Source organism: Shewanella sp. Iso12 (assembly GCF_012030025.1).
In the GTDB taxonomy this organism is placed as follows: domain Bacteria; phylum Pseudomonadota; class Gammaproteobacteria; order Enterobacterales; family Shewanellaceae; genus Shewanella; species Shewanella algae.
Window position 1 is genome coordinate 100,886 of the sequence record NZ_JAAUHW010000011.1, and the last position, 23,972, is coordinate 124,857.

Genomic DNA, 23,972 nt, shown 5'->3' on the forward strand with positions numbered 1-23,972 from the left:
TTTCACCATTTCCACTCAGTTAACGCCGGTGCGCTATCCCATTCCCGTGTTGCTTGGGCTATAGTCAGGATCTTTCATCAATTCATTGATAGTGTTCCATTATTGTGTCCAAACTACGTATCAAGCAGGAAGAAAATCTATCCATCAAGTTCAGCCATCTGATGGATGTCGGGGAGCAGCGCAAGCTGGATCTCTACTTTTCCCTGCCCAAGGAGATGGGCATAGGGCCGCAGAGCCTGAATGAAGAGGAATACTACTTCAGCGCCATTCTCGGTCGGCGTTCCTACTACTCGGATGGCCTGCATCTGCCCTTGGTGCAATCCAGGTTTGTGAGTCAGAAGAAGCGTACCGTTGAAGAGTTTCGTCTCTATCTGAACCTGTTTGCCTACCAGTTTGTGGTGGCGATGGAGAACGATGCCAAAGAGATTTCGCGGCAATCCGAGCCGGAAAATTTCTATCCCTTGCTGGAAGAATTAACCGAGCAGACAGCTATTTTGCTGAAGAAGTTTCGCCGCAACGAGCCGGCCGATGCCAAATGGAAGCACTATTTCGAGAATGCCGATAACTATCTATCCTGGTTCTGTGAACAGCAACTGCTGAAGCTGCTGGCCCATGGCCCCAGAAACAGCGACTTCAGCCATATCTCGGACAAGGTGATCACCCTCTGCCGGGTAGAAAATAACTATCGGGCGGAGCGGCACTACAATTCGGCGCAGACCCTGCAGGATCCCAATCGCATTGCCAACAAGATGTTGCTGCTCAGAAGGCTTATTCAGCAAGGGGTGGTACTCAAAGAGGAAATCAAACCTCTGGGCACAGGGCTCAAGAAGCTGACCACAGGATTGGCTACGGCCCTGGTAATGTTGGTGGTGTCGGCGCTGATCATCAAGGCCCAGGGGGTATTCAGCGGTGTGACCCTGGTATTGGTGCTGGTACTGGCGCTGATTTACGGTGCGCGGGAGATCTTTAAAGACGATGTGCGCAATGCCCTGTGGCGTTATATCCAGCGGGGACGACCGCGCTGGAGCCGGATATTGAGAGACACCACCAACCAGAAGTTCATTGCTAAGCAGCTGGTTTGGCTTGAATTTATGCGCAGCCAGGATCTTCCCAAAGATGTCAAAGAGATCCTCAGGCGGCGCCACAGCCAAAATAAGGTCGATGCCGAAATTCTTCACTATGGCATCCAGACCAAGGTGGCAGATACCGAGTTTCTTTCCGGTTACAACACGTTGCAGGAACAGGTGGTGTTCAGCTTAGTACCCTTTGCTCGCTACCTGGAGCGCGGCAAGGCCAAAATTTACACCGAAACCGATGGCAGGATCAGCAATGAGTCGGTGGAGCGGCGTTATCAGATAAACCTGGTGGCTGTGCTCAAAGAGGGCAAGCAGGCGCCGCGCTATGCCAGATACAAGATCACTATGAACCGTTCACAGATAGTGGATGTCAGCCCCAGTGATATTCCGGATTCACTGCCGGGAATTGAGGACCTGCCCTATGATTCAGAGGTCAAGGCCAGTGGAGAGTCCAGACGCAGCAAGGAAGATCGCGCCGAATCCAAGACTATGGCGGAAGAGGAACATCAGGCTAATCTGGCGGCCGTGACTCAGGCCGCCGATCTTCTGTCTGAGCTGCAACCCGGCGGGAAGGAAGATAAAGCCGTCTCCTCCCGGGCAAGCGAGCCTAAAAACGGTGAAGGCAGTCAACCCTGACGGTCTTCACCGTGAAACGGCTCAGGAACGTCCCACAGAGGAAAAGGCCAATCCCAGCCCCAGGCTGACCAAAACGCCGCCTATGGCGCGTTCAACCCAGTGGCGACAACGGGCCACGGAGCGACGGGCAGCTTGCGAGGAAAACAATAAAGCCACCAATGAAAACCACACCAGGTGGGCGGCTGACATAAAGGCGCCATAACCTATTTGGGTCAGAGTGCTGGTCTGGGGATCGATAACCTGGGTAAAGAGTGCTACCACAAACAATGTCGTCTTGGGATTGAGGGCATTGGTCAGAAAGCCACTCTTGAGTGCCGCCCAATCGGAAATCACTTCCTGGGTCTGCAATTCAGATGCTTCAACCGCCTTGCTTCTGAGCATGGTGATGCCGAGATAAATCAGATAAGCCGCACCGGCAAACTTGATCAGGCTGAACAGCCACAGTGACTGGGAGATCAGCAGTCCGATACCGGCAATGGAGTAGAGCACATGTACCCATACGCCCAGTGATATACCGGCACCCGTCATCAGACCGGCCCGGCGTCCGAGTACCATGCTATTGCGGGATACCATGGCAAAATCAGCCCCAGGGCTGATAACGGCCAACATAGTGATACTGGCGACGGCGAAGAGTTCTAGCATGATGTCTCCTGAAATGAGTGATGAGTATGGCTGTCTATTTCCCGGGTGGTGATTGGGGGCAGGGCCAACAAGCCGCTTAGTTTAGCAATAAATCAATCAGGAATCGCACTAAAGATTATGTGGTTTGTTCAGCGTTGAAGTGACGCTTTGAGCGCGGCGATTTGTGCACGGCTGAGCTCTCTAAACTCCCCTTCAGCAAGCCTATCAAGTGTTAATTCCATTATCCGGGTACGGCAGAGATCTGTGACTCTGTAGCCCAAATGCCGACACATACGGCGAATTTGCCGCTTCTTGCCCTGAGTCAGAATGATTTCAAAACTGTTTGCCGAAATTGGCGTGACTTGGGATGCCCGCACCTGGCCATACCCGTAATCCATTGGGTTTCTCAAGGCATGGATAAACGCGTCAGTAAATGCCCGCTCCAGAGTGACCCGGTAGTGTTTGCTGTGGCAAAAATCCGGATGCATCAGTTGCTGGGTCAGTTCGCCGTCGTTGCTGAGCAGCAGCAGGCCGCGGGAGTCTTTATCCAGCCTTCCGGCCGGATACAGGCGTTTATCCTGGGGCAATAAATGCAATAGGCTGCTCGGGTCATCCTTGAGCAGGCGGCAATCTATCCCGACGGGTTTATTGAATAGCAGATAAGCGTAAGGTGCCGGGGCGGCGACGGGTTCGCCCAGATAAAACAGCTTCTCAAGACAATGGCGCTGCCCGGCGGCGAGGGTGACTCTGTCTGTGTGTTTGGCTGGCCTGTCACCCAGAAAAATCTCTCCGGCTTCGATGCGTCTGGCGGCTTCGCGTCTTGAGCACAGACCGGATTGCGCCAAATAGTGGGCAAGGCGCATTGTGGCTTGTAGAGTTGTTTTTGGCGCTGTCGCGTCAGCCCTATACGGTTTTTCAGTCATCAGTCGTTGAGCGGCTGCGACCAGTGCCACAGTCGATATACGGTGGCCGACAGGCTGAGACCGGCAAACACAGTTGCAATGGAATGCAACCACATAAACCATATCGAAGGGCAGAGGGTTTGCACCGAACAAGAGGCATAATTCATCGATGGCCATTGCAACTGGGATAACAGGCCGATGGCAGACATTATCCCCAGAAGGCTGAACAGGCACAGCGGCAGGTTACAGAGCGCTCTGTGGGAGACAAAGCAATAGCAGCAAAGGGTGAACATTACCAAGGTACTGGCAATAAAGAAGATAGCAGCCAGCTGGTGGGCAAAGAGTTCATTATAGGGGAAGACCCCCAGCGCCACTATCCCCAAGCCAACCGCTATGCCTGATCTTGACAACAAGCTGGCTGCCGCGCTGTGCTTTTGCCACCAGAGGCCACCCATGGCCAAGATGAAGCAGGCGCCGCCGAGCAGTAGCGAGATATTGTAGACATAGGCCAGCGGCGAGCTCAAGTAGTCGCCCAGTCTGTCCATGCGCATGCTGAAAATGGCGCTGCCCAAGTTGTCATAGGCGGCCCAGAAGGAGGAGGCCATGCCCAGTGCCGCTATGCTGACGCCCACCAGAGACATCATAAATGCCAGGCGCTGCGGATCTTGCTTATGGTATTGCTCGTACAGGGGCATGGAATGGCTCGTTTGAATACCTGCATTCAATAATAGTCGCCAAATGACGGCGACAAAAAAACCGGTCGCAGGGACCGGTTTGGTTATTGCGCCCGCTAGTTTAACTGCGGGGACGCAGTATCACAATCACCACGGCAACCAAGGCCAGGATCATGCAGTACCAGGTGTTGGCAACGGCTTCCAGGGGAGAGATCTTGAAGTGGGAAGCTATCAGCAATGCCTGGGCACCGTAGGGAATAAGCCCCTGAATGATACAGGCGAAAATATCCAGAATACTGGCGGCGCGTTTCGGGGCAACCCCATGTTTGGCTGCCAGATCTTTGGCGATATCGCCGCTGACCACAATAGAGACGGTATTGTTGGCCACACAGGAGTTGGTCAAAGCCACTATCCCCGCCATCCCCAGCTCGGCGGCGCGACAGGAGGCTTCACCCTTGGCGCGGGAGAAACGGGCTATCAGCTTCTCTATCTGCTGGCTGACAAAGCTCAGGCCACCTTGCTGCTGCATCAGGGCCGCCAGGCCACCAACCAGCATGGAGAGGATAAAGATCTCCTGCATATTGCCAAAGCCTTTGTAGATATCCTTACCGAAGGTCAGCAGCGAGTAATCTTGAGTGACAAACCCTGTTATCCCGGCCAGCAAAATGCCGATGGCCAGTACCACAAACACGTTCAGCCCGGCGACGGCCAGCACCAGAATACTCAAGTAAGGTAATACCTTAACAAAGTCGACCTCCTGTGGTGGCAGTTCGGCTTGACCGGAAGAGAGGAAACCGAACAGCAACAGGGTCACAATCGCCGCCGGAATGGCAAAGATCAGGTTTTCACGGAACTTGTCTCTCATTTCGCAGCCCTGGGTGCGGGTCGCGGCAATAGTGGTATCCGAGATAATAGACAGGTTGTCACCAAACAGGGCGCCTGACATCACAGAGCCCGCCATCAGTGGCAGTTCAATCCCTGCCTGATCGGCAACCCCGAGGGCGATAGGAGCCACGGCGGCAATCGTGCCCATGGAGGTGCCCATGGCGGTGGCGATAAAGGCGGCGATAATGAAAAAGCCGGGCAGCAGCAGATTGGCCGGGATCAGCTTAAGCCCCAAGGCAACTGTGGCATCAACCCCACCAGTGGCACTGGCCACGGCGGCAAAAGCACCGGCCAGTAGATAGATTAGGCACATGGCGATGATGTTGTTGTGGCCTATCCCCGCCATAAAGGTGTTCATGGTCTGGTTGAGCTTTTGCTTGGACAGCAAAATGGCCAGTACAATCGCCGGTAATATCGCTATCGGGCTCGGCAACTGATAGAAGGCAAAGTCTACCCCTTGGCTTTGGAAATAGACCCCGGCACCGATAAACAGCGCCAGAAACAGAAACAATGGCAGTAGTGCCACAAATGAGGCCGGAGCTTTAACGGCCGGAGAAGTGTTGTTCTGGGTCAAAATCTACTCTCTGTGAATCACGTTCGGCCGGGGATTCCCTCCGCAGCAGCCAAACTCGCTGAATTGCATTGTCTTAACGGCATCATCTCCTGACAAATTAGGCGAAAGAATAGGGGATAGCCAGTCGTCTGTCAATTTGGACGTCTAGATGTTTTTACTTCTACGTCGATTTTGTGCACTAAGCACGACTCAGGGAAAACTGCTTGAAAAAAATTTAGACATCTGGATGTCTGTTTGCTAGCTTGATATCAAACTTAAAACTGCATTACTCGTCATCAAGGAGCGCGAGATGAAACTGGAATCCCTGGCGTTGCACCATGGTTATGAATCGGAAGCCACCACCAAGTCGGCGGCGGTGCCCATCTATCAGACGACGTCCTATACCTTCGACGATACTCAACACGGCGCCGATCTGTTTGACCTCAAGGTGCCCGGCAATATTTACAGTCGCATCATGAACCCTACCAACGCCGTGCTCGAAGCCAGAATGGCGGCCATCGAAGGCGGCATTGGCGCGCTGGCGCTGGCCTCTGGAATGGCGGCCATCACCTATGCGCTGCAGGCGCTGACGGAAGTGGGCGACAACATAGTCAGCAGCAGCCAGCTCTACGGCGGCACCTATAACCTGTTCGCCCATACTCTGCCGCGCCAGGGGGTTGAGGTGCGCATGGCGTCGTTCGATGACTTCGATACCCTGGAGTCGCTTATTGATGAACGCACCAAGGCGGTATTTTGTGAATCCATAGGCAACCCCGCCGGCAATATTGTCGATATCGCGCGTCTGGCAGAAATTGCCCACAAACATGGTGTGCCCTTGGTGGTGGATAACACTGTGGCGACCCCTGTGCTGTGCCGCCCCTTCGAACATGGCGCCGATATCGTCGTCCACTCGCTCACCAAGTATGTCGGTGGCCACGGTACTACAGTGGGCGGGGTGATCATCGATTCGGGCAAGTTTGACTGGGTCGCCAATAAACACAGATTTGCGGTGCTCAATCAGCCGGACCCCTCCTACCATGGGGTGGTGTATACCGAAGCCTTCGGCGCGGCCGCTTATATCGGCCGTTGCCGGGTGGTGCCGCTGCGTAATACCGGCGCGGCTCTATCGCCACACAGCGCCTTTTTACTGTTGCAGGGGCTGGAGACCTTGAGCCTGCGGATGGAGCGTCATTGCAGCAATGCCGAAGCGCTGGCAAGTTACCTGCAGTCCCATCCGCTGGTGAGCTGGGTCAATTATGGCGCCCTGACAGACAGCCCTTATAAGGCCAATTGCGACAAAATCACCTCGGGTAAGGCGTCCGGCATTATCAGCTTTGGTATCAAGGGGGGCAAAGAGGCCGGCGGGCGCTTTATCGATGCGCTGCAGATGATCTTGCGTCTGGTGAATATAGGCGATGCCAAGTCACTGGCCTGTCACCCTGCCACCACGACCCACAGGCAGCTCAACGCCGAGGAGTTGGCTCGCGCCGGTGTGAGTGAAGATCTGCTCCGGATCTCTGTGGGAATTGAGCATATAGACGACATCATCAGCGATGTGGCCCAGGCGCTGGAAGCCTCCCAGGCTTGATGACATCATCAAAAAGCCCCGCCAAGCGGGGCTAATACTTATCTGGCGTCCAGCTCGGACTTCAATGCACGTATTTCAGCCTCTTTGGCGCTGATCTTGGCGGCTGTTTTAGCCTCTTCCTCGGCCAGTTCTCGCTGATATTTGGCGACCTTATCGACTTTGCCCTTGCGCTCGGCCTCGGCGATATCGGCCTTCAGTTCGGCGCGATCTTCAGCCAGCTCTTTACGTAACTCGCGAATATCATCCTGCTTGTCACGGATCTTGTTTGCCAATTCATCGCGTGAATCTTGCTGTTTTTTGATTTCACCGGCCTCAGTGCAGTGGGCACGGACTTCGGCCAGCGCCGTTTCCAGCCCCCGTACTCTGTGGCTGTTGTTATGCTCTTTGGCATAAGAGATCTGTTTTTCGATTTCGGCTTCTTTTTTGGCGCAATGACCACCGGCCAGGGCGGGGAGCGAAAACAGAGCCAGGGAAAATAGGGCTATGAGGGTCAGTTTCATAAATCACCAAGGATGGAGTAAGAGGCCGCCATTCTAGCAAAACCTTCAATCTATGGCTGTCAGACCTATCCCAAAGGCGCCCGCAGGCGCCTTTGAGTTGGTTTATTGTGACAGCAGCCGGGCTCTGGACTTCTGGTAGAAGTAAGCCACCCCGAGCAGCAAGGCACCAATCAGCATGAAGACGATGATCTTTTGCAGCAGATCGGCGGCGGCCATATCCAGCAGCAATACCTTGAGGCAACTGATGGCAAACAGACCTGCGGCCAGTTTGAGCATAATCTGACAGCCGGGACGCAGGCTGAGGAACATCAGCCAGCAGCCGTGGGACACCATGAGCACTGTGCTTAAGGTGGCATCGAATCCGGTTGGCATCTGGTAGGCCAGTGGCAGATAGGCCAGCAGCAACAGGGCATGCCAGGCGATAAACACCATATTGGTCGGCAACTGCTGACGATAGCGTCTCATGGCCAATGGCCGTTTACGGATAAACAGCGCCAGCAAGGCCAGGTTGCAAGCTTGTGCCAGCGCCATCAGCCAAGGTTCAGAGGGCCGGGTCAGGACATCGAGCTGCAAATATTGCAGGCTGTCGAGCCAGGTAATCCAGGGCAGCAGCAAGGCGATAAAGAAGCTGGCAAAGGCAAAGGGGTAACCCGGGCGCAGGGCCTTGAGCGGTTTGCGGCTGAGCAGGATAAAGAAGTAGCCGCTTAGCACCACACTGCTAAGTGCCAACGTGTGGCTGAACAATACCTCCAGGCTGTGGCTGACCACCGCCAGCAGCAGGGCGCCATAGAAGGGTGACAACTGCCAGCCGAGTCGGCAGGGGCCTTGCCAGAGCCTTGGCAAGGATGGATAGCGCCACAGCAACAGACCGGAATAGATACTGCCCAGCAGCAGTGCGATAAGCCCAGGCCATTGTCCTGTAAGGCAGGCTAAAGCGGTTTGGGCTATAGCCAGCACCAGCAGTACATCCGCTTCGCGTTTCAGTATCGGCTGCCTGAACTTGCGGGCCAATACTAAGCTGACAAAGCAGGATAACCACAAGACCGGGGCCAGCCAATCTTCAAAGCGAAGGGCGATTTTGGGCAGCCACAGCAGTGGCAAGAGCACCAGGCAGGCCAGGCGAGCGTACCAGGCCAAACGCCTAAGTTCGCCCTTGGGATGGAAGCGCCGGTATGCATACCAGGCCAGTAACAGACAGAGGAACAGCTCTACCCTGGCGATTTGCGCATACAGCGGCTGAGCGCGGAAACTCAGGCTATGCACATCCACGGCGGCGAAGATGACCTGAGCCGCCAGCGGTAACAACAAGGCCCAGGCCAAGGCCTCGCTGACCCTGAGTTGTTGCCTGCGTGCGAGTAGCAGCAAGGTCAGACTCAATCCGGGAATTATCACCAGGAAGTAGCTTTCACTTATCAGCCAGGCGCTAACCAGGGCTAAAGACACCAGCAGCACGTTGGCAAGCTCGCGTCCCAGCTGCAGCAGTTGTTGCTCCCAGCGGCTGAGCTCGGGCTGTTTGCCCAGCAGTTGGTTAAAGCCAAACAGCGTAAGCGTGCTTAGCCCCCAAGCCAGCAGCGGCAGTGACAAGAGCGCCGGCGCTTCATTGATCATATCGCCAAGGGCCAACAGGTTGATGACCAGTCCAAGAGCCAGCAGGGTGATGGCCTCGATTCGCAGCGAGGCTTGCTGCTCACGGCAACCTAGCCACATCAACAGCAAGGCTTCGAGCAGTAACACCAGCCCCAGCAGCTCACCACTGAGCAGGCTGAGCGCGGCAAAACCGAGACAGGCACCGGTCGCCAGCCACAATAGCGTCTGCAGCTGTTTGTCTTGTTTAAGCCAGAGCGACAGGCCGATAAGCACGGCGGCGTTGGCCAGCAGCAGCTCGCCGGCATGGGGGCTGAACTGACTCAGGCTATAGACCAAAAAGGCCAGCAAGGCCGCCGGCAGAGCCAGCAGTCTGTGGCTGAGGCCTTCCCGGCCAAACAGCCAAAGGCTGCCAAGGCCATAACCATAGAAGAGGCCATGCAGGGAGATGAGCGCCAGAACTCCCATTATCCCTTGCCCTTGCAGCGGCAGCTCGACAAAGAAATTCAGGCTCTCGATACAGGCGATGTGCAGTATGGCTGTCGTTTCCAGCAGCACAGGCCAACGTATCTTGTGACTCAAGAGTAAAGAGCAGCCGCCAATCAGCAGCAGGAAGGGTAGATACATCAAAGGCGCCTGACTGCCGGAAAGCAGCATCAGTGGTGCCAGGGAGCCACCCAGCAAGGCGACTATGCTGATGACTCTGGCTTCCAGTTTCAGCGCCAGACTGTAACCGGCCACAGTGATAAGTAACAGCAGCAGATAGCTGACGCCATCCGGTACCAGCTCGAAGTAGGGACCGACAAAATAGGCACACAGATAGTTGATAATCAGCCCAAGGCCCACCAGACCCGAGCCGAAATCGGCCATCGCTCGTTGCCGTTTGCGGATAAAGGCCCCCAAGGCCAGAATGCCATTGGCGCAGACAAAGCCGGTCAAGACCTTTCCTGTGTCCGACAGCCAGTGGTTCATGGAATACTGCAGCAGATAACCAAAGCCCAGGGTCATGGCGATGATCCCGGCCAGGGTCATCATAAATACCGGGCCCTGACCTTTGGCTTGATAGTGCTGATAAAAATCTTTGGCTTGTGCGAAGAGTCCCAGCAGGGGGCTCAGCATAGCGGCAAAAAAAGCGGCCACAGCCTGATCAAACTTACGCCCCCAGTTGGGAGTCTGTTGCTCTCGACCCTCTTGTGTTTGGGGCAATACTCTTTGGGCGGCGGAGGATTTCGAATCAGAGGGTCTCGAAGCGGAAGATTTCGAAGCGAAGGATTTCGAATCTGTGGGTTTCGAAGCGGTTTGCGCTTGGGTTGCAACTGGCGTTGCTGCCATCTCTGCCCTTGCCGGCTTGGTGTGCTCGATAGGCTGAATATCGGCCCTGCGCTGCCAGGCGTCCTGGCGCTGGGTCTGTGACTCCGAGGATAAGTCGGCTACTGGCTCGGCCTGAGGCTCATTGGGGCCAGGCATCGCTGACGGCTCGGCAACCTTGGGCGCCAAAGGCTGAGCTTGCTCTTCCGCAAGCTGATTGACGGCCGCAAACAGCGCCTCGATTCTTTGTTCTATCGCGTCGAGGCGGATATCTGTCCTGATTTCCAGGTTAGTCTCTTTGAGTTTGAGATCTTCAAGCTCGCGCCTGAGATGTTGGAGTTCTTCCGTTAACTGCATGCTGCTTTCCTGATGCTAATCGCATTTGCGTAGGCTGCGGGCATTTTAAACGCGCGGCTCTGTCCTGACCAGCGATCGGCTCAGGTTTTGGGAAATTTCCGCTATCCATTTATCGTATTTGTCATGGGAAGATGAGAGAAAACTGAACAGCAGGCAGAGGCCTCTCGCGTCTTGCCGGTGGCATAGGTACAATGAGCGGCATGCAAACTCGCCCAACCTGGGGCGAGCGGACTCACTGCAGAAGGATGGCCTTAATGCACGTACATATTCTGGGGATCTGTGGCACTTTTATGGGGGGCTTGGCGCTGCTGGCCCGCGCCATGGGACATAAGGTCACCGGCTCCGATGCCAATGTTTACCCACCCATGAGTACCCAGCTTGAGCAGCAGGGGATAGACCTTATTCAGGGGTTTGACCCGTCACAGCTGGATCCCGAGCCGGATCTCGTGGTGATAGGCAATGCCATGAGCCGCGGCAACCCCTGTGTGGAAGCCGTACTCAACCGCGGCCTGAAATACACCTCGGGTCCGCAGTTTCTGCATGATCATATATTGCCCGAACGTTGGGTATTGGCCGTTTCCGGAACCCATGGCAAAACCTCTACCGCCAGCATGTTGGCCTGGATCCTCGAAGCCTGCGGCTATCAACCTGGCTTTTTGATTGGTGGGGTGCCGCAGAATTTCGGCATTTCGGCCAGGTTGGGCGAGTCGCCCTTCTTTGTGGTCGAGGCCGACGAATATGACAGCGCTTTCTTCGACAAGCGCTCCAAGTTTGTGCATTACCAGCCAAGAACCTTGGTGATCAACAACCTGGAGTTCGACCATGCCGATATCTTCGACGATCTCAAGGCGATACAGAAGCAGTTTCACCATCTGCTCAGAATCGTGCCGGGGGATGGCCGGGTGATCTGGCCGCAAGACAGCCAGGCGGTTGCCGGCGTGATAGCCAAGGGCTGCTGGAGTGAGCAGGAAACCTTGAGCCATGAAGCGGGCCTGGGGGACTGGAGCGCCAGGATGTTGGCAGACGATGGTCACGAATTTGAGCTATTTTTCCGCGGTAAATCCCAGGGCGTTTTGAGCTGGGGCCTGATTGGGCGTCACAACATAGACAACGCCACTATGGCGATAGCCGCGGCGCGTCATGTTGGGGTCTTGCCGGTAGATGCGCTCAAGGCGCTGGCAGACTTTACCCCGCCCAAGCGCCGTCTCGAGTTGCTGGGCAGTGTAGAGGGGGTCAGTGTTTATGACGACTTTGCCCATCACCCAACGGCAATCGCCACTACTCTTCAGGGAATGCGCGCCAAGGTGGGCCAGGGCAAAATCACTGTCGTGCTCGAGCCCCGCTCCAACACCATGAAGCAAGGGGTGCATAAAGACACACTGGCCAACTCCATGGCCCTGGCCGATGAGGCTATGTTGTATCAGGCGGATAATATCGATTGGGATATTGCCGCAGCCATGCAGGCGGCGCCGCTGCCGGTGCAGGTTTTGCACGACATAGATGAGATAGTGGCCAAGGTTAGTGGTGAAGCCAAGCCCGGAGATACCGTGCTGATCATGAGCAATGGCGGCTTTGGCGGCCTGCATCAAAAGTTGCTCCAGGCCCTTAAAGCCAGAAGTGGCGAGGTCAAAGCGTGAAATATCAGCAGATTAAGAGTATCAGCCTCGCCTGGACCGGCGCCTCCGGGGCGCCCTATGGGCTGAGGCTGCTGGAGTGCTTGCTCAAGGCCGAGTTTCGGGTTTTTCTGATGGTGTCCAGCGCCGCTCGGGTGGTGCTGGCAACGGAACATGGGCTCAAACTCAGCAGCGCACCGGACAAGGCCACAGAGCAGCTCAGAAAACTGTTTCCCGAAGGCGGTGAGCTGAGGGTGCTCGGCAAGGATGAGTGGTTCTCTCCGCCGGCGTCCGGCTCGGCGGCGCCAAAGCAGATGGTGATCTGTCCCTGCTCAACCGGCACTTTGGCCGCGGTGGCCACCGGCATGAGTAACAGCCTGCTGGAGCGAGCCGCCGATGTGGTGCTCAAGGAGCGCGGTCAGTTGTTGTTGGTGCCCAGAGAGACACCTTTCAACGCCATTCATCTCGAACATATGTTGAAACTCAGCCAACTGGGCGCCATCATAATGCCGGCCGCCCCCGGCTTTTATCATCATCCCAAATCCATTGAAGATCTGATAGACTTCATGGTCGCCCGGATCCTGGATCATCTGGGTGTCGAACATGCATTAACGGATCGCTGGGGTTATGACAAGCCCAAAGACAGTGAGATCGACAATTGAGAGTGATATGAAACACACCACCGAAGTGATGATCTCGGCAGAAGAGATCAACCAGAAACTGGATGAATTAGCCGAGCGCATCAATGCGCATTATGCCAATGCCGACAAGTTGCTGATGGTCGGCCTGCTCAAGGGCTCAGTGGTCTTTATGGCCGATCTCTGCCGTCGGATTAAGGGCCATGTAGAGATCGACTTTATGTCTGTTTCCAGCTATGGCAATGCCATGACCAGCTCCAGAGACGTGAAGATACTCAAAGATGTTCAGTCGGAAATCGCCGATCGTGATGTGTTGATCGTCGAAGATCTGATTGACTCGGGCAACACGCTCAACAAGGTACGCGAAATGCTGCTGCTGCGTGAGCCAAAGAGCCTGACTCTCTGTACTCTGCTGGACAAGCCGGACCGCCGTGAAGTCGACGTACCGGTAGACTTTGTCGGTTTTACTATTCCTGATGAATTCGTGGTCGGTTATGGTATCGACTACGCCGAGCAGTACCGCAACCTGCCTTATATCGCCAAGGTGATCCCGCAGGAGTAAGCAAGCTGTGATTTCGGCTTTGTTTGTATAGTAAGACGGACTCCCGCCACGGCGGGAGTCTTGCTTTTTGCGTCCCGGGCCGCTGCCGATACCTCAGGTATTGGAGGCTCTTTAGGAGAAACATCTATGACGACCAAAGCTCTGGCGTTGGAGCTGGACAATCTTAAGAAGACCTATAAGGGCGGTGTCGAAGCCGTCAAAGGGATTAGCCTGAATGTGGCTCAGGGCGACTTTTTTGCCTTGCTCGGCCCCAACGGTGCCGGTAAGTCCACCACTATCGGTATCATAAGCTCGCTGGTGCACAAGAGTGGCGGCAGTGTGCGGGTCTTTGGCCATGATCTGGATAAAGAGCTGGAGCAGGCCAAATTGTGTATCGGCCTGGTGCCGCAGGAATTCAACTTCAATCAGTTCGAGACAGTGCTGCAAATCGTGGTTAACCAGGCCGGTTATTACGGTGTGCCCAGAGACGAAGCCCACAAGCGGGCCGAGAAATACCTCAGGCAACTGGATCTCTGGGACAAGCGCAATAGCCAATCCCGGCAGCTTTCCGGCGGCATGAAGCGGCGTTTGATGATAGCCAGGGCACTGATGCACGAGCCCAAACTTTTGATCCTCGATGAGCCCACCGCCGGGGTGGATATAGAACTGCGGCGCTCCATGTGGGAGTTTCTCAAAAAAATCAACGCTGAAGGCGTCACCATCATACTGACGACCCACTATCTGGAAGAAGCGGAAATGCTCTGCCGCAACATAGGCATTATCGATAAGGGCGTGCTGGTGGAGTGCACCAGTATGAAATCCCTGCTGTCGAAACTGGATATGGAAACCTTTGTGTTGGATATCAAGCAGCCGCTTGTTGAGGTACCCAAACTTGGCGATATCACAGTCAGGCTTACCGATCCTGCGACCCTAGAAGTGGACTTGGTGAAGTCCCACAGCCTGAACGCCGTCTTCGGTTTACTGAGCGAGCAGGGGGTTGAGGTGCTATCCATGCGTAACAAGGCCAATCGATTGGAGGAGTTGTTTGTGAAACTGGTTGAAAATGCCCAAGGAGGCAAGGCATGAGAGGTCTGTATCTGGTTGCCTTCAAGAGTATTTTAATCAAGGAAATTACCCGTTTTACCCGCATTTGGGTACAGACACTGGTACCGCCGGCGATCACCATGACACTGTATTTCCTGATCTTCGGTAATCTGGTGGGCAGTCGCATCGGTGAGATGGGCGGGGTGTCCTATATGGAGTTTATTGCCCCGGGCCTTATCATGATGTCGGTGATTACCAACTCCTATTCCAATGTGGCATCTTCCTTTTTCAGCGCCAAGTTTCAACGTAACCTGGAAGAGTTGATAGTGGCGCCTGTGCCCCACTATGTGATGATAGCCGGCTATGTCGGTGGCGGTGTCGCCCGTGGATTGCTGGTGGGCCTGATAGTGACCCTGGTGGCCATGTTCTTTGTCGATCTCAGTGTGCAGCACTTGGGATTGGTGATAGTCACAGTGTTTCTGACCTCAGTGCTGTTTGCCCTTGGCGGCCTTATCAATGCCGTGTTTGCCAAGAGTTTCGATGATATCAGCATTATCCCCACCTTTGTGTTGACGCCGTTGACCTATCTTGGCGGGGTGTTTTACTCGCTGTCGCTGTTGCCTGACTTTTGGCGTGGCGTATCGGCGCTGAACCCTGTGGTGTATATGATCAACGTGTTCCGCTACGGTTTCCTGGGATTTGCCGATATGAGCGTGCCGCTGTCCATTGGTGTGATGTTGGGGTTCTGTGCGGGTCTGTGGTTGCTGGCTTATTACCTGATCTCCCGTGGGATAGGGCTGCGCAGCTGATTCAGGGCTGAGCCTCGGTTTTTTGCTGCAGCAACTGTCTGTGTTGCTGCAGCTTGGCTATCTTGTCATCATTGACGCGTTTGAGCTCATCAAAATGGGCGTTTATCTTGCCGCGTTGCTTAACAAAAGCGGGGTCTTCCCGCTCCAGTTTCTGCCAATAGCGTTGCCGCTCCTGCTTTTGTAGCTCGCTGGCCCGCAATATTTCCAGATAGCTGTTTTCCTGCTGCAGCCGATAGACTTCGGCTTCCAGTCGCTGCAATAGCTTGTCTTCTGGCAGGCTGTCGTTCTCCAAAAGGGATTGCAGCGGATCAACTCTTTCTCCCTCGGCCGTTTCCGTGGTCACGCCATACTGATATTCAATCTTGTGCTGTTTGAAGGCTTGCGGGCAGGGAAGCTGGCTGAATACTACCTTGTCCTCTTTGATACATTTATAGACGGTACCTGCCTGAACTTGCGAAGCGAGCAGCAGTGCAGCAAAGAGCCAGAGTCTGGGCTGTCCGGGCAACATTGGGGCGGGAATCCTTTCGTTACATATCTAAAACAAGTGTAACCAATATGACTCAAACCTTTATTGAAGACCAGTTTTTGACTAAGGAAATTTTTTTGGCGACCTGGAAAAAGGTCTTCGGAAGAAAGAGGGGGGAATATTTCCCCCTCCCTAAAGAAAGGATATCAGCGTGACAGCGTCATATTGTCTATGAGGCGAGCCTTGCCAAGATAAGCGGCGGCCAGGATCACCAGCGACTTGTCATCGCTGCTCACAGGTTTGAGGCTTGAAGCCTCACGCACTTCCAGATAGTCAGGCTCAAGCCCGGCGGCGCGCAGGAGCTCCTTGGCATTGCTGATGGCCTGGTCGATATCCTGCCCCAGTACAATCGCCTCGGCCAGTTTATCCATGCTTGCCTTGAGCTTGGGCGCCAGCGCCTTTTCGGCCTCGGTGAGATAACCATTGCGCGAACTCAGTGCCAGGCCGGAATCCTCGCGAACGGTTTCTACCCCTATGACCTCGATGGGCAGCGACAGGTCGGTCACCATGGTCTTGATTACCAGAAGCTGCTGGTAGTCCTTACGGCCAAACAGGGCGATGTCAGGCTGCACTATATTGAACAGCTTGCAGACTATGGTCGCGACCCCGCGAAAGTGCCCTGGACGGCTGGCGCCGCAAAGCTCATCGGAGATCCCTGGGACTTCCACAAAGGTCTGGGCATCCAGCCCTTTGGGGTAGATAAGCTCGGGTGTTGGGGTAAACAGCAGCTCGCAGCCGGCTTCGGTCAGTTTTTGCTGATCGGCGCCCAGGGTGCGGGGATAAGCATCGAGATCCTCATTCTTGCCAAACTGCAGTGGATTGACAAAAATCGAGGCCACCACGTGATCGGCGCGGCGCGCGGCTTCGAGGATTAAACTCACATGTCCCTGGTGCAGATTGCCCATGGTAGGGACAAAGGCTACGGTTTCCCCCTTTTGGCGCCATTCCCGTACCCGGGCACGGATCTCATCTATCTTGGCTGTGGTCAGCATAATCTGGCGAATCCCCGGCTCAGTTAAAGGTGTGCTCTTCTGCGGGGAATTGTCCCTGCTGAACTTCGTCGATATAGGCCTTCACGGCCTCACGGATTTCACCTGTCTGCTTAAGGTAGTTCTTGGAAAAGCGCGGGATATAGCCGCTGGAGATCCCGAGTACATCGTGCATCACCAGAATTTGGCCATCAGTATCCTTGCCGGCCCCTATGCCGATCACTGGAATTTGCAGCGCTTCGGTTATCTGTTGTGCCAGCGAAGCCGGTACGCACTCGAGTACCAACAACTGGGCCCCGGCACCTTCCAGCGCCTTGGCCTCATCCAGGATCCGCTGGGCGTTGTCGGCATCGCGGCCCTGTACCTTGAAACCACCGAACACGTGCACCGATTGTGGCGTCAGTCCCAGGTGGGCGCAGACAGGAATGCCGCGCTCGGTCAACATGGAAACCGTTTCCAGCAACCATTGGCCACCTTCAATCTTGACCATGTTGGCACCGGCCTGCATCAGCTTGGTAGCATTGGTCATCGCCTGCTCGGGAGTGGCATAACTCATGAAGGGCAGATCGGCCATCAACAAACTGCGGCTGATGCCGCGGCGAACACAACGGGTGTGATAGGCCATCTCCTCGACACTGACCGGCAAGGTATCATCGTGACCTTGCAGAACCATTCCCAATGAGTCTCCTACCAGCAGGACGTCTACACCTTCGCTGTCAAAAGCGGCGGCAAAACTGGCGTCATAAGCGGTCAGAGCGGTAAACTTTCTACCTTCCTGCTTGAATTTACGCAGGGTAGCTGTGGTGATTTTAGACATAATGCTCTTCTTATTAACCGAGTGAAGTGGTGTTATATGCCATGCGGCTTTGGACTGCAACGATCCGGCTCAGGTTCTCAGCCTGAGGGGTGGATCAGTTGCAGCGATTGGCGCATGGCATTGGTGATCAGCGTGGCTATGCCGGTGCCGCAGGGCAACACCAGCGAAGGATTGAGTTGTTCCAGTGGAATGAGGACAAACTCGCGGCTCTTGATGCCGTAGTGGGGCACTGTGAGCCTTGGGGTCTGTATCTGCTTATCGCCGTAGAGCAACAGGTCCAGATCCAGGGTTCTGGGGCCCCAGCGCACCAGGCGTTGTCGCCCTTGCTGCAACTCGATTTCCTGCAAGGCGTCAAGGAGTTCCAGCGGCGCCAGCTCGGTCTCGAAATAGGCCACCGCGTTGACATAGTCAGGCTGGGGAACATCGCCCATGGGAACCGAACGATAGTAGGATGAAACGCGAAAGCTGTTTTGCCGCGCCAGCTGTTGCAGCGCCAGGCAAGCACTGTCAAGCTGGCGCTCGGGAGAGTCCAGGTTGGCGCCCAGCGCCACATAGACTCCGGTCATCTTACTCGGCCGCCTGTGGTTTTTCGCTTGGGCGACGAGGCTTGCGGCGCCGGCGTTGATTGGCGTTACGGTTGCGGCTGCCGTTGGACTTACTGCCGCTGCGCACCAGTTGTTGCTTCTGTTCGTCATCAGACTCGACAAACTGTTGCCACCAACTGGCCTGCTTGGCCAGATTGCCGCCTTCGGCATTGGCTCTGAGCAGCAAGAGATCGTAGGCGGCGCGGAACTTGGGATGTTCCATCAGTTTAAAGGCGCGGCCCCCTTGAGAGCGTTCAAAGCGCATCTGTAACTGCCAGATATCCCGCGCCGGAGTGCTGAAGCGGCGGGGAATGCTTACCGAACGGCACTGCTGTTCGAGCACATCGCCCATGGCGGCAAAGAAGGCATCATAGGGGCTGAGACCGCTCTCCAAGGCGATATCCTGGGCGCGGTTTTGCAGCGGATACCAAAGGAGTGCTGCATAGAAGAAGGCCGGAGTCACAGGCTTGTCTTCACCAACGCGCACATCTGTGTTGTGCATCATTTCGCTCAGCAGTCTGGCAGCCGGGCCCTTGGGGTCGTCCCGCAGCAGGCTTTCCACCAGAGGGAAAATGGGCGCAAACAGTTGATATTCGCGCATCATCTGATAGTTGTTCAGCGCCTTACCGGCGAAAAACAGCTTGAGCACTTCTTCATACATACGCGCCGCCGGAATATCTTTCAGCAGCGGAGCCAAACTCTTGATCGGGGCCGCAGTGCGTTTTTCGATGGACATCCCAAGCTTGGTGGCAAAGCGCACGGCCCGCAGCATACGCACCGGGTCTTCCCGATAACGGGTCTCGGGATCGCCAATCAGTCGCAGGGTTCTTGCCTTAAGATCATGAATACCGCCGCCATAGCTGCGAATGGAGTAGTCGGCAATATTGTAATAGAGGGCGTTGACGGTAAAGTCGCGGCGCTCGGCGTCTTCATCTATGTCGCCATAAACATTGTCGCGCAGCAGTCGTCCGGCCGAATTGACCTTGGAAATCTTCTCTTCGCTGTTGCCGTGGTGGCCGCGGAAGGTCGCCACTTCAATAACATCCCGGCCAAAGACGATATGGGCCAGGCGGAAACGACGGCCAACCAGGCGGCAGTTGCGAAACAGCTTCTTGATCTCTTCCGGAGTGGCATTGGTGACCACGTCAAAGTCTTTCGGCTCCAGTCCCAGCAGCAGATCGCGTACGCCGCCACCAACCAGATAGGCGTGAAAGCCAGACTTATGCAGGCGGTACAAAACCTTGAGCGCATTCTCGCTAATCTGTCTGCGGGAAATGCTGTGGCCATCGCGCGGGATAACCTCCAGGCTCAAACCTGTGTCTGTGTTGTCTTCTTGTTGAGCCTTGGTTGTCTGACCATCGTCAAACAACTGCTTACAAAACTGACTGATACGGCGAAAAATGGGACACCTCGGAACGTTAACGCAAAATAAGGGTTAAAAACTGGCGGCTATGATATACCAAATAGCAGGCGATGAGTATATCAGCGGCCGATGAGGATCTCTGTCTGCTTGGGAATGCTGTCTGGATCAAACTGAGCCACCGCCTGGGCCAACATCTGAGTCATATCGGCTTGGGGCGTGACAGCCGCCTGGCCGAGAAACTCGAGTGCCGCCAGCATCGCCGGTTGTGGATGGCGTTTATCCACCGGCGTGGCATGGTTTTGCTTGGAAAGCTTGAGCCCTGCCTGGGTGCTGGCAAGTGGCAGATGAAAAAAGCCCGGTTCCTGAAATCCGAATTGGCGAAACAGGCTTATCTGTCGGCAACTGGCCTCCAAGAGGTCGGCGCCGCGGACTATCTCAGTGATGCCTTGAAAGGCGTCGTCCAGTACCACCGCTAGTTGATAGGCGTACAGGCCATCGCTGCGCTTGATAATAAAGTCTTCTGCGGCGAAGGCTGGGTCGACACAGACTTTACCCAGATGGCCATCGATAAACCGGGCAACCGCCAGTTGGTTGTGAATGCGAATGGCACCTTGCTTGAGTTGCAACTCCCGGCAGCGGCCGTCGTAAACACCACCTCTTTGCTGGATCTGTTTGCGGGTGCACTGACAATAGTAGGCCTGATTGGATTCCAGTAAGGCATCTATATGTTGCTGATAGTCTTGTAGACGTCGGCTCTGGTACAGCACTTCACCGTCCCAGTGCAGGCCGAAGGCTTCCAGGGTGCGCATTATGTCATCGGCTGCGCCGCTGACTTCTCTCGGGGGGTCGATATCTTCTATTCGCAGCAACCACTGCCCTTGCTTTGAGCGGGCGCGTAGATAACTGCCGAGGGCGGCAACAAGAGAGCCGAAATGCAAAGAGCCTGAAGGCGAGGGGGCGAAACGGCCTATGTAGGAAGTGTTGTTCATCAAGGGCTGAGTGACAAAAAAACGCGGGGCCAGTGTAACACTTGGCCCCGCGCTGCGGCAGATTAGATTAACCTGCCATCTGTTTTTCTTTGATCTCTGCCAGCGTTTTGCAGTCGATACACAGATCGGCTGTCGGTCTGGCTTCCAGACGACGGATGCCGATTTCGACGCCGCAGGATTCGCAGAAACCGAAGTCATCTTCTTCAATTTTCTGCAGTGTCTTTTCGATCTTCTTGATCAGCTTACGTTCGCGGTCGCGGGCGCGCAGTTCGAGGCTGAACTCTTCTTCCTGGGCGGCACGGTCAACCGGATCCGGGAAGTTTGCAGCTTCATCCTGCATATGGGTAAGAGTGCGATCCACCTCTTGACGCAACTGATTCCTCCATGCTTCAAGAATGGTCTTGAAGTGGCTCAGTTGTTGTGAGTTCATGTACTCCTCACCGGGTTTTTCCTGGTAAGGGTCTACACCAGCGATAGCGAGTACACCAAGTTTTTTAGTGCCTTCAGGCATAACGCATCTCCTGTTTCCATTTGCGTCGTAGGGCATTCTTATGAACGGCCGCTATCTATATCAGAATCTCTCTACCTAGGCAAATATTTCGATTTACTTATTGCTAATTATTTGAATATGTCTGCTAAACCCGATTAAATCAACTTTTTATCACTTTTTGGGGCTTGTCTGACGAACAAATTCGAGCCTTGATTCCACCCTGAAGCCTTCAGGTGAAAGGCTTGTGGCATAGGCCAGTACTTCGACCCCGGCCTCTATGGCTTCGTTCAATAAGTCGGCATATTTTGAATCTATATGGCGGGCCGCTGATACGGTTTTTATCCCTGTATGTTGCACTAAAAACACCAATACCCCACGTTGGCCACTTTTGACCACTGACATCAGTTCCCGCAAGTGTTTTTGACCACGGCTGGTGACAGCATCGGGAAAGTAACCATGACCCTCTTCCAAGAGTGTGGTGTTCTTCACTTCGATATAGCAATCAGCTTCTGCCCCTTCGCTGAGAAAGATATCGATACGGCTGTTTTCATCACCGTACTTTACTTCCCGCGTGAGGTTTTGGTACCCCTGCAGTTCCCTGATGACACCCGTTTGGATCCCTTCCTCTACCAGGGCATTGGCCCGCCCTGTGTTGACACCGATCAGGTCGCCTTCAGGGGTTTGCATCAGCTCCCAGGTGTGGGCGTATTTACGCTTGGGATTGTCCGAACAGGAGAACCAAACCCGCTCGCCGGGGAACTGGCAGTTCTTCATTGAACCCGTATTGGGGCAGTGCAGGGTAATCTCAGTGCCATCATCCAGCCTGATATCGGCCAGAAAGCGTTTATACCTTTGGATCAAAATGCCGGATTGCAGTGGCGGGATAAACTCCATCCCCATCTCCCTGAAGTTGTTGAAAACCTCAGAGCCTAGCAGGCTTTACAGTTGGCAACAATTCTCATTCGGCGCGGGGCTTCAAGTGCCGGGCAGGAATGCAGTACACTGGGACCAATTGTGGCGCGAAGGCGCTCACTGCATAAAGAAGAAGGAATCGAAATGAGTCAATCCATGAAGATAGTGCTGACCCATGAGGCCCCTGCTGCCCATTGGGGCAAGGCCGATGTAACCTACAATGCTGAGCAGGCTCAGATCCACCTGCAGGGAAACGATGTTCTGCGGCAAATCCAGATGGCCGCCCGCAAGCTGCGTAACCAGGGGATCAATCAGGTTTCTTTGGTGGGAGAGGGTTGGGACCTCAACAGTCAGTGGGCCTTTGCCCAGGGCTTTGTCACTGCCAAAGGCGGACATGAGATCCAGTGGGCCGGTGATGAGGCGCTCAAGGGCGCGCTGACCAGCAGGGCTTACAGCGCATCGTTTGCCCGCAGTCTTATCAATGAAACCCCGGAAAACCTGCCACCACTGAAACTGGCGCAGCAGGCTGCCAATTGGCTGGCCGAACTCGGCGGTGACAAGGTCAGCTACCGGATAGTTGAAGGGGAAGCCTTGTTGCAGGAGCAGTGGATAGGCATTCATGCGGTTGGCCGCGGCAGCGAAAGGCCACCTGCATTGCTGGAACTGGACTTCAACCCTCTGGGTGAAGATGCTCCCGTGTCCGTCGCGCTGGTAGGTAAGGGGATCACCTTTGACTCAGGCGGTTACAGCATCAAGGCTTCCGAAGGCATGCTGGGCATGAAGGCGGATATGGGCGGCGCGGCAACTGTTACTGCGGCGCTGGGGCTGGCGATTCAGAACGGTCTCGACAAGCGGGTCAAACTCTATCTCTGCTGCGCCGAGAACCTGATCAGTGGTCGTGCCTATAAGCTGGGAGACATACTGACCTACAAGAACGGCACCACGGTTGAAGTGGTCAATACCGATGCCGAGGGACGCCTGGTGCTGGCCGATGGTCTGCAGGCCGCCTGCGCCAGCGGTGCGACTCGGGTTATCGATGCCGCCACCCTGACCGGCGCCGCCGTGATGGCCGTTGGTCGCAACTATAACGCCATCTTCTCCCCCAGCCAGCCACTGCTGGCGTTGACGCAGCAAAAGGCGGCTCTAGTGGCCGAAAATGTTTGGCCTTTGCCGCTGGAGCCTTGGCATAAAGAGATGTGCCCTTCTGCCTATGCCGATACCGCCAACAGCCGCCCTGTAAAAGGTGGCGGCGCCGGTGGCGCTTCCAATGCCGCCGGTTTCCTGTGGCGTTTTGTCAATGAAGGTGTGGATTGGCTGCATATCGATCTGGCCGCCGCATTTGAAGACAACGCTTCGGCCCTTTGGGCTGCAGGCGCCACGACTCATGGTATGTTGACCATAGCCGAACTGTTGGCGGACTGAGTCATAGGGAATTAATGCCCAAACCAAGCCGCCCACTGGGCGGCTTTTTAATGCCGGTGTATCGCTATTTTTTCAACAAAGGGAAGTGCAGGATGAAGTTACGCAAGGCAAGAAAGGAAGACGCACAAACTGCCTGGGATATCCGTAATCTGGCTATTCAAGCCGGTTGCCGGGGATTTTACGCAGATGAAGAGCTCAGAATTTGGACCCAAGGCGAGATGCCCTATGTCTTTATCACCATGGTGGAGAGAGACTTTTATCTGCTCGAACATCAGGGAAAAATACTGGCGACCGGCATGCTGGATAACGACCGAATTGAAGCCCTGTTCGTGCATCCACAAGCCATGGGCCAAGGGCTCGGGCGTGACTTGCTCGCTCATCTCGAGTCTTTGGCGCGTGAAAGAGGCGTGACTGTGTTGACGCTGGAGTCTACCCTCAATGCCGCCGACTTCTATCGCAGTTGTGGCTTTTGCGGTGAGGGGATAAGCCAATACCACTCCCCAAGAGGTATAGTGCTCGACTGCGTGGTGATGCACAAGGCGCTTAAGTGA

The 23,972-nt window shown here is 55.1% G+C and carries 23 protein-coding genes; 9 read left to right on the plus strand and 14 right to left on the minus strand.

Annotated elements, in window-relative coordinates; genetic code table 11:
* Positions 1-104: 104 nt before the first annotated feature.
* Positions 105-1,712 carry a hypothetical protein gene (locus tag HCX89_RS17065; RefSeq protein ID WP_243756825.1) on the plus strand — a complete coding sequence of 536 codons (1,608 nt, stop codon included), beginning with the start codon at positions 105-107 and terminating at the stop codon, positions 1,710-1,712.
* Positions 1,713-1,733: 21 nt separating this feature from the next.
* On the opposite strand, the gene HCX89_RS17070 is transcribed toward HCX89_RS17065, so the two are convergent.
* The 4 genes from HCX89_RS17070 to HCX89_RS17085 all read right to left on the minus strand — a co-directional run bounded on the left by HCX89_RS17070 (position 1,734) and on the right by HCX89_RS17085 (position 5,368).
* The gene (locus HCX89_RS17070) at positions 1,734-2,354 is read right to left on the minus strand and encodes a LysE family translocator (RefSeq protein WP_044733813.1); all 621 of its coding nucleotides are present in this window, start codon (positions 2,352-2,354) and stop codon (positions 1,734-1,736) included.
* A 128-nt stretch (positions 2,355-2,482) separates the two neighbouring features.
* The gene (locus tag HCX89_RS17075) at positions 2,483-3,196 is read right to left on the minus strand and encodes an RNA pseudouridine synthase (RefSeq protein ID WP_045283706.1); all 714 of its coding nucleotides are present in this window, start codon (positions 3,194-3,196) and stop codon (positions 2,483-2,485) included.
* 59 nt (positions 3,197-3,255) lie between these two features.
* Complete coding sequence (locus HCX89_RS17080) at positions 3,256-3,930, minus strand: hypothetical protein (RefSeq protein WP_071238554.1); 675 nt, start codon at positions 3,928-3,930, stop codon at positions 3,256-3,258.
* A gap of 100 nt (positions 3,931-4,030) precedes the next feature.
* Complete coding sequence (locus HCX89_RS17085) at positions 4,031-5,368, minus strand: Na+/H+ antiporter NhaC family protein (RefSeq protein WP_028780176.1); 1,338 nt, start codon at positions 5,366-5,368, stop codon at positions 4,031-4,033.
* A gap of 289 nt (positions 5,369-5,657) precedes the next feature.
* Between HCX89_RS17085 and HCX89_RS17090 the strand changes: the two genes are divergently transcribed.
* On the plus strand, positions 5,658-6,935 hold the full coding sequence (locus HCX89_RS17090) for an O-acetylhomoserine aminocarboxypropyltransferase/cysteine synthase family protein (RefSeq protein ID WP_101058255.1): 1,278 nt from the start codon (positions 5,658-5,660) through the stop codon (positions 6,933-6,935).
* A gap of 38 nt (positions 6,936-6,973) precedes the next feature.
* Here HCX89_RS17090 and HCX89_RS17095 read toward each other — a convergent pair whose 3' ends face one another.
* Together HCX89_RS17095 and HCX89_RS17100 are read right to left on the minus strand one after the other, a co-directional pair.
* Positions 6,974-7,435 (minus strand): DUF1090 domain-containing protein, encoded by a 462-nt coding sequence (locus HCX89_RS17095; RefSeq protein ID WP_071238552.1) that lies wholly within the window; start codon positions 7,433-7,435, stop codon positions 6,974-6,976.
* 102 nt (positions 7,436-7,537) lie between these two features.
* Positions 7,538-10,684 (minus strand): DUF2339 domain-containing protein, encoded by a 3,147-nt coding sequence (locus tag HCX89_RS17100; RefSeq protein WP_167716792.1) that lies wholly within the window; start codon positions 10,682-10,684, stop codon positions 7,538-7,540.
* Between the two features lie 254 nt (positions 10,685-10,938).
* On the opposite strand from HCX89_RS17100, the gene mpl reads away from it, so the two are divergent.
* The 5 genes from mpl (at position 10,939) to HCX89_RS17125 (ending at position 15,329) form a co-directional block, all read left to right on the plus strand.
* A complete protein-coding gene (mpl, locus tag HCX89_RS17105) occupies positions 10,939-12,321 on the plus strand; it encodes a UDP-N-acetylmuramate:L-alanyl-gamma-D-glutamyl-meso-diaminopimelate ligase (RefSeq protein ID WP_167716794.1) in 1,383 nt (460 codons plus the stop codon).
* Positions 12,318-12,959, plus strand: a complete 642-nt coding sequence (locus HCX89_RS17110; protein ID WP_025010042.1) for a flavin prenyltransferase UbiX — start codon at positions 12,318-12,320, stop codon at positions 12,957-12,959. Before mpl ends, HCX89_RS17110 begins: the two co-directional genes overlap by 4 nt.
* Positions 12,960-12,966: 7 nt before the next feature.
* A complete protein-coding gene (gene hpt / locus HCX89_RS17115; protein ID WP_025010043.1) occupies positions 12,967-13,497 on the plus strand; it encodes a hypoxanthine phosphoribosyltransferase in 531 nt (176 codons plus the stop codon).
* Positions 13,498-13,623: 126 nt separating this feature from the next.
* On the plus strand, positions 13,624-14,562 hold the full coding sequence (locus tag HCX89_RS17120) for an ABC transporter ATP-binding protein (protein ID WP_025886960.1): 939 nt from the start codon (positions 13,624-13,626) through the stop codon (positions 14,560-14,562).
* Positions 14,559-15,329 (plus strand): ABC transporter permease, encoded by a 771-nt coding sequence (locus HCX89_RS17125; protein ID WP_025010045.1) that lies wholly within the window; start codon positions 14,559-14,561, stop codon positions 15,327-15,329. The genes HCX89_RS17120 and HCX89_RS17125 overlap by 4 nt, the downstream gene beginning before the upstream one ends.
* A gap of 1 nt (position 15,330) precedes the next feature.
* Here the strand turns inward: HCX89_RS17125 and HCX89_RS17130 are convergent, their stop codons facing one another.
* The 8 genes from HCX89_RS17130 to sfsA all read right to left on the minus strand — a co-directional run bounded on the left by HCX89_RS17130 (position 15,331) and on the right by sfsA (position 21,981).
* Complete coding sequence (locus HCX89_RS17130; RefSeq protein WP_071238548.1) at positions 15,331-15,837, minus strand: DUF4124 domain-containing protein; 507 nt, start codon at positions 15,835-15,837, stop codon at positions 15,331-15,333.
* Positions 15,838-16,001: 164 nt separating this feature from the next.
* Positions 16,002-16,847: a pantoate--beta-alanine ligase gene (panC, locus tag HCX89_RS17135; protein ID WP_025010047.1), complete on the minus strand. Its 846-nt coding sequence runs from the start codon at positions 16,845-16,847 to the stop codon at positions 16,002-16,004.
* Between the two features lie 19 nt (positions 16,848-16,866).
* Positions 16,867-17,661 carry a 3-methyl-2-oxobutanoate hydroxymethyltransferase gene (gene panB, locus HCX89_RS17140; RefSeq protein ID WP_025010048.1) on the minus strand — a complete coding sequence of 265 codons (795 nt, stop codon included), beginning with the start codon at positions 17,659-17,661 and terminating at the stop codon, positions 16,867-16,869.
* A gap of 77 nt (positions 17,662-17,738) precedes the next feature.
* The gene (gene folK / locus HCX89_RS17145; protein ID WP_167716796.1) at positions 17,739-18,227 is read right to left on the minus strand and encodes a 2-amino-4-hydroxy-6-hydroxymethyldihydropteridine diphosphokinase; all 489 of its coding nucleotides are present in this window, start codon (positions 18,225-18,227) and stop codon (positions 17,739-17,741) included.
* Between the two features lies 1 nt (position 18,228).
* Complete coding sequence (pcnB, locus tag HCX89_RS17150) at positions 18,229-19,542, minus strand: polynucleotide adenylyltransferase PcnB (RefSeq protein WP_025010049.1); 1,314 nt, start codon at positions 19,540-19,542, stop codon at positions 18,229-18,231.
* A gap of 185 nt (positions 19,543-19,727) precedes the next feature.
* Positions 19,728-20,597, minus strand: coding sequence for a tRNA glutamyl-Q(34) synthetase GluQRS (gene gluQRS / locus HCX89_RS17155; RefSeq protein ID WP_167716798.1), 870 nt, complete (start codon positions 20,595-20,597; stop codon positions 19,728-19,730).
* Positions 20,598-20,664: 67 nt separating this feature from the next.
* Complete coding sequence (gene dksA / locus HCX89_RS17160) at positions 20,665-21,108, minus strand: RNA polymerase-binding protein DksA (RefSeq protein ID WP_025010051.1); 444 nt, start codon at positions 21,106-21,108, stop codon at positions 20,665-20,667.
* Between the two features lie 150 nt (positions 21,109-21,258).
* Complete coding sequence (gene sfsA / locus HCX89_RS17165) at positions 21,259-21,981, minus strand: DNA/RNA nuclease SfsA (RefSeq protein ID WP_167716800.1); 723 nt, start codon at positions 21,979-21,981, stop codon at positions 21,259-21,261.
* A 162-nt stretch (positions 21,982-22,143) separates the two neighbouring features.
* Here sfsA and pepB point away from each other — a divergent pair, with 162 nt between their 5' ends.
* Both pepB and HCX89_RS17175 read left to right on the plus strand, forming a co-directional pair.
* Positions 22,144-23,421: an aminopeptidase PepB gene (gene pepB, locus HCX89_RS17170; protein ID WP_062793417.1), complete on the plus strand. Its 1,278-nt coding sequence runs from the start codon at positions 22,144-22,146 to the stop codon at positions 23,419-23,421.
* A gap of 92 nt (positions 23,422-23,513) precedes the next feature.
* A complete protein-coding gene (locus tag HCX89_RS17175; RefSeq protein ID WP_167716802.1) occupies positions 23,514-23,972 on the plus strand; it encodes a GNAT family N-acetyltransferase in 459 nt (152 codons plus the stop codon).